9 protein-coding genes, 1 pseudogene and 1 riboswitch are annotated in these 11,335 nt (G+C 61.7%); of the genes and pseudogenes, 6 read left to right on the top strand and 4 right to left on the bottom strand.

Annotated features, from left to right (window positions below; all coding sequences use genetic code 11):
* Positions 1–146: 146 nt before the first annotated feature.
* Complete coding sequence (locus HMPREF2779_RS00405) at positions 147–899, bottom strand: alpha/beta hydrolase (RefSeq protein ID WP_105360541.1); 753 nt, start codon at positions 897–899, stop codon at positions 147–149.
* 94 nt (positions 900–993) lie between these two features.
* On the opposite strand from HMPREF2779_RS00405, the pseudogene HMPREF2779_RS09045 reads away from it, so the two are divergent.
* Both HMPREF2779_RS09045 and HMPREF2779_RS09040 read left to right on the top strand, forming a co-directional pair.
* Positions 994–1,275: pseudogene (locus tag HMPREF2779_RS09045) on the top strand (MerR family transcriptional regulator); the annotation flags it as partial.
* A gap of 72 nt (positions 1,276–1,347) precedes the next feature.
* Positions 1,348–1,809 (top strand): TipAS antibiotic-recognition domain-containing protein, encoded by a 462-nt coding sequence (locus HMPREF2779_RS09040; protein WP_233992160.1) that lies wholly within the window; start codon positions 1,348–1,350, stop codon positions 1,807–1,809.
* Positions 1,810–1,940: 131 nt separating this feature from the next.
* Here the strand turns inward: HMPREF2779_RS09040 and HMPREF2779_RS00395 are convergent, their stop codons facing one another.
* The 3 genes from HMPREF2779_RS00395 to HMPREF2779_RS00385 form a co-directional block, all read right to left on the bottom strand.
* Positions 1,941–2,291, bottom strand: a complete 351-nt coding sequence (locus tag HMPREF2779_RS00395; protein ID WP_044146078.1) for a MerR family transcriptional regulator — start codon at positions 2,289–2,291, stop codon at positions 1,941–1,943.
* Between the two features lie 356 nt (positions 2,292–2,647).
* Positions 2,648–3,976, bottom strand: a complete 1,329-nt coding sequence (locus HMPREF2779_RS00390) for a homoserine O-acetyltransferase MetX (RefSeq protein WP_199774541.1) — start codon at positions 3,974–3,976, stop codon at positions 2,648–2,650.
* Positions 3,977–4,180: 204 nt separating this feature from the next.
* Positions 4,181–5,527, bottom strand: a complete 1,347-nt coding sequence (locus HMPREF2779_RS00385) for a bifunctional o-acetylhomoserine/o-acetylserine sulfhydrylase (protein ID WP_105360539.1) — start codon at positions 5,525–5,527, stop codon at positions 4,181–4,183.
* A 103-nt stretch (positions 5,528–5,630) separates the two neighbouring features.
* Positions 5,631–5,743, bottom strand: a riboswitch (SAM riboswitch).
* Positions 5,744–6,099: 356 nt separating this feature from the next.
* Here HMPREF2779_RS00385 and HMPREF2779_RS00380 point away from each other — a divergent pair.
* The 4 genes from HMPREF2779_RS00380 to HMPREF2779_RS00365 all read left to right on the top strand — a co-directional run bounded on the left by HMPREF2779_RS00380 (position 6,100) and on the right by HMPREF2779_RS00365 (position 11,211).
* Positions 6,100–7,086: an ABC transporter ATP-binding protein gene (locus tag HMPREF2779_RS00380; protein ID WP_105360538.1), complete on the top strand. Its 987-nt coding sequence runs from the start codon at positions 6,100–6,102 to the stop codon at positions 7,084–7,086.
* The gene (locus tag HMPREF2779_RS00375) at positions 7,083–7,943 is read left to right on the top strand and encodes an ABC transporter permease (RefSeq protein ID WP_105360537.1); all 861 of its coding nucleotides are present in this window, start codon (positions 7,083–7,085) and stop codon (positions 7,941–7,943) included. The genes HMPREF2779_RS00380 and HMPREF2779_RS00375 overlap by 4 nt, the downstream gene beginning before the upstream one ends.
* Position 7,944: 1 nt before the next feature.
* A complete protein-coding gene (locus tag HMPREF2779_RS00370) occupies positions 7,945–8,775 on the top strand; it encodes an ABC transporter (RefSeq protein WP_105360536.1) in 831 nt (276 codons plus the stop codon).
* A 258-nt stretch (positions 8,776–9,033) separates the two neighbouring features.
* Positions 9,034–11,211, top strand: a complete 2,178-nt coding sequence (locus HMPREF2779_RS00365) for a S9 family peptidase (protein ID WP_105360535.1) — start codon at positions 9,034–9,036, stop codon at positions 11,209–11,211.
* Positions 11,212–11,335 lie beyond the last annotated feature (124 nt).

The raw sequence follows: 11,335 nt of genomic DNA, 5'->3' as shown, positions 1-11,335 counted from the left end.
GTGCCCGAAGCGAAGCGAGGGCGGGTTCCCTGTAGGAACGAGGACGATAACCACCTTTCCAAGCGGAACCGCGCATCCCACGTGAAGCAAAAACAAACGCAAAGCCCCCGAGTCGTCACGACCCGAGGGCTTTACGTTTAGTCGATTTAGGCGTCAGAGCCTTCCGCGGTGCCGGTCGCCTCCGCAACCTTCTGCGCACGAATACGCGGCTCCTGACCCTGCACCTTCACCTCCAGGAACTCGCCCACATGGCGAATCTCCATGGCGCTCACGCCGTGACCCGCACCGGCGTACAGCACCTTAATGCCGTCGGTGTACTTGCGAATCCAGTCGTAGGTGTAGTTCACCATCTCCTGCGGGATGACGGGGTCTTCCTGGTCACGACCAAAGAACACCGGCAGTTCGGTCTTCTTCAGCTCCTCGTCCTTGAAGTACGGCGAGTCAGAATCTACCGCGTAGCCGGACAGTCCCACTACGGCGGCGAACTCACCGGGGGCGTGACGCACCATCGAAGTTGCGATGCCCATACCCTGCGAGAAGCCCAGCAGGGTCACCGAAGCGTACGGTTCGCGGTTCTCGCGCACCCACTCCAGCACGTAGTCACTCGCCTGCTCGATGGCGCGCTGGTCAGATTCGAGCTGCTGGTTCAGCGGGTACCACTGGTAGCCGATAGCGTCTGCGGCAATGTAGGCGCCGGTCGAGTCCGCGGAGAACTGGGTGCCGACCGGCTGCGGTGCACGCATGGAGGCGTAGGTGAAGCCCTCCTGCGGAAGGTGCGCCGCCAGAGACAGCAGATCGTGTTCCTGGGAGCCGTAGCCGTGTAGCATGAGCACCAGGTGGGTGCCTGCACGTTCGTTCTCGGGGCGGGTGTATTCGACGACGTATTTGTTTTCGCTCATGCACCCATCTTAGCGAGGACTCCCCCACAAACCTGCACCGCAGGTTCCGCCGCTAGCTTGACTCTCACCTAACGTGAGGTTTTAGAGTGAAACCATGGACGCGAACATAACACCACCTGACGGGCAACACGAATACACCGTAGGAGAAGCGGCATCACTACACGGGCTTACAGTCCGCACGCTTCACCACTGGGAGCAGCGGGGCTTACTCAACCCGGCGCATGATGAGTTCAACGGGTACCGGTACTACACCGATACAGATCTTGAACGAATCACCGTCATTATGGGATACCGCGCCATCGGCATGAGCCTTGACGCCATTCGCAACATACTGCAGGATCGGGCGAACAGCACCGAGCATCTGCTCGCTCAGCGGGATATGCTTCAACGCAAAATCGCCGCGTACGGGCGCATGCTTGAAACCATCGAACATCTTTTGGAGGACACCATGGCACCTAAAAATAAACAGCTCAGTGCCGTCGAAAAAGCAGAGATTATGGGTGAGGGGTTCAGCCTCGCCCACCAGCAGGAAGCGCAGGAGCGTTACGGAAAAACTGACGACTGGGCTGAATACCAGCGCCGCACTGCCTCAATGGACCGTGCCGACTGGCAGAACGGCAAACAGCAGGTCAACGAGGTAGAGCAGGCCCTCGTCGAGGCGTTCAACCGCGGCGTGAAGCCGGGCAGTGAGGAGGCGAACGCACTCGCCGAGCGGCACCGTGCCTCCTTGTTCTTCTTTGAGGTCACCCCCGCTAAGCACGCTATTCTAGCCCGCGGCTACGTTGAGGATGCCCGTTTCAAGGCTCACTACGAGAAGCTTGCGATCGGGCTCGCGGAGTGGTTGCGGGATGTCATCTACGAGAATGCTCGTGCACACGGTGTCGACCCCGAGGAAGCTACCTGGAGTTAAACCTTTGGGCTAAAAATACCCAGTAACTAGGAGTGAGTAGCTGAGTGTGAAAGCTGAGCACAGAAAAACGCCCGGTTTTCCCAACGTTGGGAATACCGGGCGTTTATACGCGTCTGCAGAAGACTAGTTACCTAGCGGGTGCCGTCGAGGTGACGGCGGTGCTCCTGAATACGGCGATCCAGGTGCTCAAGGTTCTGCTGCAACCCCACAATCTCATCCTCAATCTTCTGACGGGCACGCTCCATCACATCAATAGATAGGGCGTGGTCGTCCGGATTGCTCAAAATCGTGCGAATGTCGGCAAGACTCATTCCGGCCTGACGGCAGGTAGCAATAAACCGTGCAGCGGAGATAGACTCCTCATCAAAAATACGGGTTCCGTGAGCATCACGGGGCACAGCAATGAGCCCCTCTTTCTCGTAATAGCGCAGGGCGTGGGTGCTCACCCCCAACTGCTCCGCTACCTCTTGAATACTTACCACAGCGTTAATGCTATGGGGTTAGAGCTGGTCTAAAGCAAACCGAGAACCTTTACCCTCCAGTGCAACAGGAGGCTACTTCCGTGGTATCTCGCGGAGGCGCCAAAAAGCACCCAGAAAACCGGAAAATATTCCCTGACTTGGCACAACACTCTTCGAGAAGGAGCAAAGAAACGCCGGGTGCTCACATTATATGAGCACCCGGCGCCTCCTTATCTAACCTTTAGGGTGAAGGTTAATTTTCGGCGGGCGGAAGGATAGTTGAGAATATCCAGTCATTCCCTCACAATCCCACACCCGCTGTTCGGATAAAACAACATTCAGCAGGATGCGTAAAACGCCTTCGGGCGCCGGTCGAGTTAGCGAGTAACAGCGCCGTACAGGCGAGTCATCGAATCCAGTGCCTCACGCTCAAGCTGCGCCTCACTCGGGGCGGCGGATTCATCTTCAACGCCGAGGGCGCGCGCCAGAATCTTCTCCACCTGCTTCGCCTCAATCAAGAAACCGTCATGGCCGTGGTTCGATTCGATAATGTCCACGGGCAAGGGGGTGGGAAGCGCCTCCGCCAGGCGGTGCGACTCGTGCGGGAAGAACAGACGGTCCGTGTTCACCGCCGCAATCGTCCACTCGCAATCGGTGTGCGCCAGCGCCTGCGCCAGAGTGCCGCGGCCACGCGCCACGTCGTGCGAAATCAGCGCCTCATTCACAGCCAGGTAGCTGTTCGCATCAAAACGCTCAACCAGCTTGGCGCCGTGGTGGTCCAGGTAGCTTTCGATGGCGTAGCGGCCACGCGGCTCACCCAGCGAACCGCCCACGGTGCTTTCGCCGCGGTTCTCTTCGCGGCCGAAGCGGTGCTCCAGCTCTGCGGGGCTACGGTAGGTGGTGTGCGCGATACGGCGTGCCAGGGCAAGACCGGTGACCGGCGCGGGTCCGGCATAGTAGTCGCCCCCGGCGAAGTTCGCGTCCGAACGAATCGCAATGTTCTGGGTGTGCGCCCACGAAATCTGCTCCGCCGTAGCCGAAGGACCGGAGGCGATGACCGCGCATCCGCGCACCAGCTCGGGGTTAGTTGCCGCCCACTCCAGGGCGCGAGCACCACCGAGGGAACCACCAATCACGTAGCGGAAGCTGTTCACACCCAGGGCACGAGCCAGGCGCGCCTCAGCACGCACCGAGTCGCGGATGCTCACCTGCGGGAAGCGGGAACCCCAGTGCTCACCGGCGCCCGGGTAGCCTTCCGGGATGATGCTTGCCGGGCCGGTCGAGCCGTAGCAGCCGCCCAAAATATTGGGGGCAATCACGAAGTAGCGGTTGGTGTCCACGACCGATCCGGGGCCCACGATGCCTTCCCACCAGCCGTCCGATTCGATGGCGCGAATCAGCGGGGCGGGCATGTCGGGGGTGGGCACGCCGCGGGAGACATGCGTGTCACCGGTGAGCGCGTGCAGGATCAGGATGGCGTTATCGCCAGCCTCGTTGAGGGTGCCCCAGGTTTCGTAGCCGATGGTGACCTGCGGCAGGGTTACGCCGGATTCGAGCTCCAGGTCGCCGATGTTCAGCTGACGCAGGTAGCCTTGCGCTTCGGGGTGTTCGCGCTGGGTGCCTGCCACGGGGATGGGCGCGGTAACAGGCTGGTTGATAGTGCCGGGCTGGGTGGTGCCGGACTGGCTAGTGCTCTGGGCGGTCATGGGGGTTCCCTTCACTGGGTTGGCCGGCGAGGTGGTGCCGGGTGTGAGCGGGGTACTCGTCTGCGGGTTGAATCTGCGGTTGAGTCTGCGGGTTGAGGCAGCGAGGCGGCGGTGCCGCGCGCTGATGAAATGCTCCGTAACGGGGAATCCGCAGGTGGACCGAAAAGCCGTAGCTTGCCGGTCCACCTGCGGGTGCGTCACCGTTTAGGAGAGGGTGTCGAAGCCCAGCTGCAGGTCGGCGAGAATGTCGTCGATGTTCTCGATACCGACTGCCAGGCGGATGAAGTTCGGGTACACGCCAATCTTCTCCAGCTCCTCAGCGGAAAGCTGGGAGTGGGTGGTAGAGGCGGGGTGAATCACGAGCGAGCGCACGTCACCGATGTTCGCCACGTTGGAGTGCAGCTTGAGGGCGTCCACGAAGTCGCGGGCCTGCTCCAGGGTTGCGTCCTTGAGGGTGAAGCCGAGAACCGCGCCGGGGCCCTTGGGCAGGTACTTCTGTGCACGCTCGTACCAGGGGGAGGATTCCACGCCAGCCCAGATAACCTTCTCGACCTGCGGGTTTGCTTCGAGCCAGTGGGCGACCTTGGTGGCGTTCTCGACGTGGCGTTCGATGCGCAGGGAGAGGGTCTCCAGGCCGATGCCGATGTTGAAGGCGTTGGTCGGGGAGATGGCGGCGCCGGTGTCGCGCAGCAGGGAGACGCGCGCCTTCAGGATGTAAGAGAGGTTCGCACCGAAGGCGGAGTCCTTACCCAGATCGCGTGCGTAGACCAGGCCGTGGTAGCCGGGGGCGGGCTGGTTGAACTTGGGGAACTTCTCGGGGTCTGCACCGTAGTCGAAGTTACCGGAGTCAACGATCACGCCGCCGATGGAGGTGCCGTGGCCGCCCAGGTACTTGGTGGCAGAGTGGACGACTACGTCTGCGCCGTGCTCGATGGGACGCAGCAGGTACGGGGTGGGTACGGTGTTGTCCACGATCAGGGGTACACCGTTTTCGTGCGCAATCTTGGCAATGGGCTCAATGTCGAGCACGTCGTTGCGGGGGTTGGGCACAGACTCGCCGTAGAAGAGCTTGGTGTTGGGGCGGACTGCGGCGCGCCATGCATCCAGGTCGTCCGGGTTCTCAACGAAGGTGGTTTCGATACCGAGGTCGGCGAGGGTGTACTTGAGCAGATTGTAGGTGCCGCCGTACACGGAGGGCGATGCAACCACATGGTCGCCTGCACCGGCGATGTTCAGGATTGCGTAGGTGATAGCTGCCTGACCGGATGCCAGCAGCAGCGCGCCGACGCCGCCTTCCAGGGAAGCGATACGGTTTTCGATTACTTCATGGGTGGGGTTGTTGAGGCGAGTGTAAATGGGGCCCAGTTCGGAGAGGGCGAAACGGTTCGCTGCCTGCTCGGCGCTGTCAAAGACATAAGAGGTGGTCTGGTAGATGGGTAGTGCCCGAGCTCCCGTTGCGGCATCCGGCGCCTGACCTGCGTGAATCTGGCGGGTTTCGAACTTCCAACCGGCGGGGTTGGCGGGAGTCGGGACGGTAGTGTTGTTGCTCATGCGTGGCTCCTAATGGGGATTCTTAGGGGGCCGCATGCCGACGGTACAGGAATCGTCGTCGAATAATCCTGTCACGATTGATGTACCGTTATCGGTCACATCGGTCCCGCGCTTGCGTCACGCTTTTGCGTGCCACCTGGTCTTCACCCAGGGCACCCCACCGCGGAGGAGGGTTGCCGGCCAGCTAGCTGGGGCTTATCGCTGGCGCTCTTGACCTGTATTCAGGGTGTCATAGGGCGTTGGGTGGGGTCAAGGGTTTTGTGGGTGCGCGGTACTTTAAGACATTTCATTGCAAAGATGACGTTTTTTAACGTCTGTCACCAAAAACCGCCTGCAACAAAACGTGAGCGACGGTGCCGGGGCAATCCGAGGGCGAGGCAATCGAGATGCGGAGGCGGGCACCCACCATCCACATAGTAACCCCCATCACTTTTATCTACGGTTTTTTGGTACACTGAAATGACACATACACTCACGCAGGGTACAACTCGCTACGGCTCGCTACGCCGTTTATCCTGCTCAGCATCCCTCCGGTATAGGGGCCAGAGGGTCATACCCGAAGGTTACCTACCATGTCTCTTGTTCTTGATGCGGCGCAGCTCAGCCGCGTCTTTGGCAAAGGTGAAAATACCTTTACCGCAGTCGACCGTGTGTCACTTCGCGTTAGTTCCGGGGAAATTCACGCCCTCCTCGGCCCCAACGGTGCGGGTAAAACCACCACCGTGCAGATGTGCTCGACCCTGCTCACACCCACCGGCGGTAACCTTACCGTGAACGGTATTGACGCTATCGCCCATCCACAGCGGGCGCGCCGTCACGTGGGCCTCGCGTTGGGCGGGGAGAACGGCTTCTACCCGCGCGCCAGTGCCCGCGATAATCTGCTGTTCTTCGCCGATGTTGCGGGGGTTTCCGGGCGGACCCGACGGCACGAGGTGGAGCATGCCCTAGCCCGCGTGAAACTCACCGATGCGGCAACGCGGCCTGTCCAGGAGTTTTCCCGCGGCATGAAACAGCGCCTACATATTGCCCGCGCCCTGCTCGGCTCCCCCACCCTGCTCCTGCTGGATGAGCCGACCAACGGGCTCGACCCCGATATCGCCCTGACCGTGCGTGCCCTCATCAGATCTCTGGCAAATGAAGGTACCGCCATTCTGCTCACAAGCCACCTGCTGGGCGAAATCGAGGACCTGGCGCACACCATCACCGTTTTGGGTGCCGGTTCCGTTGCTGTGAGCGGCAACCTCGAGGATATTGCCGCGCACGCCGGCATTGCCGCCACGACTGTGGTTCAGGTTGAAGCCACCGCCACCGAGGGCATTGATACGCTCCGCGGGTTCCTCGGCGATAAGGCGGCGGTGCTGTTTGCCCCGCGCGGATCCGGCTGGGAACTCACCCTCTACTGGCATGGCGAGCGCACCACGTTCCAGGCGGGCGAGGCGCACCGTATCCTCACGGAGGGGATTGCCGCCGCACGCATTGGGGCGCGAACCGAACCGTACACGCGCCCGGCAACCCTGGAAGAGGCATACCTGGCGATGGCGGAGGGGCTCAAACGATGAACGCTCAGACGCAACGCTCGGAAGAGTTCCAGCGGCAGGGTCGACGGTACGACCTGTGGCAGGAGTGCGCCCGGCAGCTACGGCTCATGGGCTTTAGCCTGCGCCAGTTCCTGACGGTCCCCTACTTCATTCAGCTGCTCATTAGCACGGTACTCGGCTCGGTTATTATTCAGGCTCTTGCGGTGCATGCGGCGGCGCGGAGCTCCGCGGGTCACTCCGTTGACCCGACCCTAGCATGGACTCGCGCCGGCATTGTGGGCATGTGGTCTGTCTGCATCGTGTCTGCGGGCATCATCAATTTTGAGCGTTTCCGTGGGACCCTTGTGTACCTGTGTTCGGGGTCGATTTCTCCGGTGCGGGTGCTGGCGGCTATCGTTTCAAGCGCCTCCATTGTGGGTTTGGCGGCTTTGCCCCTGTCGTGGCTCATCTGGGCTCTTGTGACGCTCAACCCGCAGGTCACAGACTTTTCCGCGCTCTGGCCGCGCTACGTTCTGGGCGTTCCCCTGCTGTGGCTTGCATGCCTGTCGGTCACGTTCATGATTGCGGTGTTCTTCGTGGCGACGCCGAACGCTATCGCCTACGAGGAGCTATTGCTCGTGCCGGTTTTTATTCTTTCCGGGGTTCTCTTTACGACCATTGAAGCGCCCGCCTGGCTAGATGCTGTAGGCACGCTCATTCCCCTGCAGGCGCCGGTTCACCTCCTACTTGGGCGTACCGCCATCACTACCCCGGCGGATGCACTCTTGCCCGTTGCGCAGACGCTCGCCGTGAGCCTCGCCTGGGCGGCGTGCGCGTTCCTCTTTGCCCGGAAGGCTCTCGCCTCCGCGCGCCGTCGCGGCACCCTGGGGGCGATGTAGCGTGCGTGTTCTCTCTACTGATTCCCTGCCCGGCGTGGCGCGTCGGGCTCTGTCGACCGCCTCTATTGGCTGGTCGTCGTCTATTACCTTCGCAACCCTCGGAACGGCTATCACGACCCTGGTGCTCGTGCCGGGCCTCAATGTGCTTTTCACGGTGCTTCTGGGTGCTGATCTTGCCGCGAACGATACGGTACGCATCGGTTGCGCGTCTGCTCTGGTTGCAACCCTCAGCTCCGTGGCAGCCGGTATTGTTGCGCGCGTTGCCACAGACCGGTGGATTGGCGTCTTCGAGTACGTGTGTACGGCTCGCCCGGTGGATGCGGGCTACTGGCTGGGCGCGGCGGCGGTACCCGCGCTGCTAGCCTCCGTGACGGGGCTGAGCAATGTGGGCATCGTGTGGCTACTATCCCTCACTGCGCCCTCCACCGGGGTGGGGTCTGGGCTTCTGCTTGGAGCCATTGCGCTGATGCCGGTTGCGGTTTTGGGAGGGGTCTGCCTGGGCATTTTTGCCGCCGGGCTGGGCCTGTACCTGTCGGATCCGTACACGGGATCCAATTTTCTGTCGATTATTCTGCCGGTCAGCGCGGGTGTGATCGTTCCGGTGAGCACCTACCCCGCGTGGCTTACGTGGCTATGTTCGTGGGTTCCCGGCTCCCGGCTGGTGCAGGCTCTAGATACCTCTGGCGGTATCGCGGGCGGCGCCGCATCGGAACTTTTCGCGCTCCTGGCGACGGACGCGGTGCTGGCGGTACTCTACGCCGCGGTGGGGTTGGGGCTGACCTTCCTTGCCGCCCGCCGCATCCGTGCCGGCACCCGCGCCTCGCTGTTGTAAACGGTGAACCCTGAAAAAGAACGAGCCTTTTAAATACTCACCCTCTGATGCATAAGGCTCTGACGGGACTTCCACAAGGTGAGCCGGTCAATCCTGCTCAGGCCGCAATATAGTAGCCTGCCTCACTCTTCGATACACTAGAACTAGGCGTGCTCACAATCCCCCGCCCACCCTCACCGCCACCCGGCGGCACAGGAACGCGGGCGCAGACGGCACACACCATTCACAAACCCATAACTCAATGAAAGAGGTGGCAGCATGGCTGAACAGAACCTCACCCCGCCCGTACCGAAGAAGGTCAAGCACCGCCGCGAACACCACGGCGACGTCTTCATCGACCACTACGAATGGCTCCGCGACAAGGAAAGCGAAGAGGTCCTCAACTACCTCAAGGCAGAAGCCGAATACACCGAAGCTGTCACCGCAGACCAGCAGCCCCTCCGCGAATCCATCTTCAACGAAATCAAGGACCGCACCCTGCTGTCGGATCTGACCGTCCCGAACCGTATCGGTGACTGGTGGTACTACAGCCGCATGGTGCCCGGCGGCCAGTACCCCGTCTTCTACCGCTACCCCGCCCTGCACGAAGGCGACGAGGTGGTGCGCTACACCCCGCCCACCGTCACCCCCGGCGAAGTACTCGAGGGTGAAGTCGTCATCCTCGACTGCAACGAATACGCCAAGGACATGGAGTTCTTCTCCCTCGGTAGCTTCCAGCCCGCACGTAACGGCAAGCTGCTGAGCATCTCCGTGGACGAGAAGGGCGACGAACGCTACGAGCAGCGCTTCCTCAACATGGAAACCGGCGCCTTCCTCGAAGACACCATCGCCAACATTGCGGCGGGTTCCTTCTTCATCAACCACGCCGAACAGCTCATCTACCTCGTGCCCGACGAGTCGTGGCGCCCCTGGCGTGTCTACGTGCACGACGTCGGACAGGGCACCGAAGACCACCTGATCTACGAGGAACCGGACAACACCATATGGCTCGGCGCCGCCATGAGCTCCGACCGTTCCTCCGTGGTCATTACCAGCTCGAACTCCGAGTACACGGAGGTGCGCCTCATCCCCACCCGCGAACCCAAGGGCGAGCCGACCCTGCTCATCCCCAAGAGCGCGGGCATCGAATACTACGCTGAGCCGCTCAACATTGCCGGCGAGCAGCACCTGCTGATTCAGCACGACTACAATGCGTTGAACTCCGAGCTGGTCCTCGCCGATATGCCGCGCGAAGGTGAAAGCCTCGAAGAGTACGCGCAGCGTTGGGTACCCGTCATCCGCCACAGCGAACACGTGCGCTTGGAAGGCTTCACCTTCACCGCAACGCACTTGGTCGTTACCGCCCGCGCGGACACCACCACCCGCATCTTCCTCGCACCGCGTGAGCAGCTGCCCGTCCAGTGGCGCCGCCGCCGCCCCGCCGGCGTGACCTTCATGGAACCTGCCGGTTTCGACGAGGAACTGTACACCGCCTCCGTGCTGCGTGCGGAGAACTACTCCCCCGTGCTGCGCATCGCCTACACCTCGTACCTGACTCCGCGCCGCGTCTACGACTACTTCCCCATGTCGCAGACCCTGCTGCTGCGCCGTGAAACCCCCGTGCTCGGCGGCTACAACCGGGAGAACTACCGCGCCTACCGCGACTGGGCACCTGCGGCGGACGGCACGCTCATCCCGATCTCGGTGATTCACCGCGCAGACCTGGACATGAGCAAGCCGCACCCGGTCATCCAGTACGGTTACGGCTCGTACGAGTCGTCCATGGACCCGATGTTCTCCATCCCGATACTGTCGATCCTGGACCGCGGCGTCATCTACGTCATCGCGCATATTCGCGGCGGCGGCGAGATGGGCCGCTCCTGGTACCAGAACGGCAAGAAGCTCTCGAAGAAGAACACCTTCACCGACTTCGTGGACGTCACCAGCTACATTGCGGCTAAGCCGTGGGCTGATGAGGCTCGTATCGGTTGCTACGGCGGTAGCGCCGGCGGTCTGCTCATGGGCGCCGTGCTGAATCTCGCCCCCGAAAAGTATGCCGCCTGTCTGGCAGCCGTACCGTTCGTGGATGCGCTGACCACCATCCTCGACCCCGAGCTGCCGCTGTCGGCAATGGAGTGGGAAGAGTGGGGCAACCCGATTGAGGACCCGGAAGTGTACGCCTACATGAAGTCGTACACCCCGTACGAGAACATCCGCCCGGTCCGCTACCCGGCGATTGCTGCAGTAACGAGCCTGCACGACACCCGCGTGCTCTACGTGGAGCCCGCAAAGTGGATCGCGGCGCTGCGTGAGCAGATTGACCCGTCGTCGCCGGTACCGCTGCTGAAGATTGATATGTCGGGCGGCCACGGTGGTGGTTCCGGCCGGTATACGCGTTGGCGTGAGATTGCGTGGGATTACGCATTCCTGATGAGCAACCTCGGCATTACTGAGTAGCTGGTCTCTTAAATGGAACGCTCCGTCTGTATCTAAGTGATACGGACGGAGCGGTCTTCGTTTATGTAGGTTGCTCTGCTCGAGGGGACGGCGTTCGTCCTCGTTCCTACAGGGGCACCCGCCC

The organism is Rothia sp. HMSC069C03, from assembly GCF_001811075.1.
Lineage (GTDB): Bacteria > Actinomycetota > Actinomycetes > Actinomycetales > Micrococcaceae > Rothia > Rothia mucilaginosa.
Note: the sequence above shows the minus strand (reverse complement) of the source record. Positions and strands in the feature narration are given on the sequence as shown.

Bases quoted from the DNA above. Each gene is read 5' to 3' on its own strand.
- HMPREF2779_RS00405 (WP_105360541.1), bottom strand. From the start codon at position 899: ATGAGCGAAAACAAATACGTCGTCGAATACACCCGCCCCGAGAACGAA.
- HMPREF2779_RS09040 (WP_233992160.1), top strand. From the start codon at position 1,348: ATGGCACCTAAAAATAAACAGCTCAGTGCCGTCGAAAAAGCAGAGATT.
- HMPREF2779_RS00390 (WP_199774541.1), bottom strand. From the start codon at position 3,976: ATGACCGCCCAGAGCACTAGCCAGTCCGGCACCACCCAGCCCGGCACT.
- HMPREF2779_RS00385 (WP_105360539.1), bottom strand. From the start codon at position 5,527: ATGAGCAACAACACTACCGTCCCGACTCCCGCCAACCCCGCCGGTTGG.
- HMPREF2779_RS00380 (WP_105360538.1), top strand. From the start codon at position 6,100: ATGTCTCTTGTTCTTGATGCGGCGCAGCTCAGCCGCGTCTTTGGCAAA.
- HMPREF2779_RS00375 (WP_105360537.1), top strand. From the start codon at position 7,083: ATGAACGCTCAGACGCAACGCTCGGAAGAGTTCCAGCGGCAGGGTCGA.
- HMPREF2779_RS00365 (WP_105360535.1), top strand. From the start codon at position 9,034: ATGGCTGAACAGAACCTCACCCCGCCCGTACCGAAGAAGGTCAAGCAC.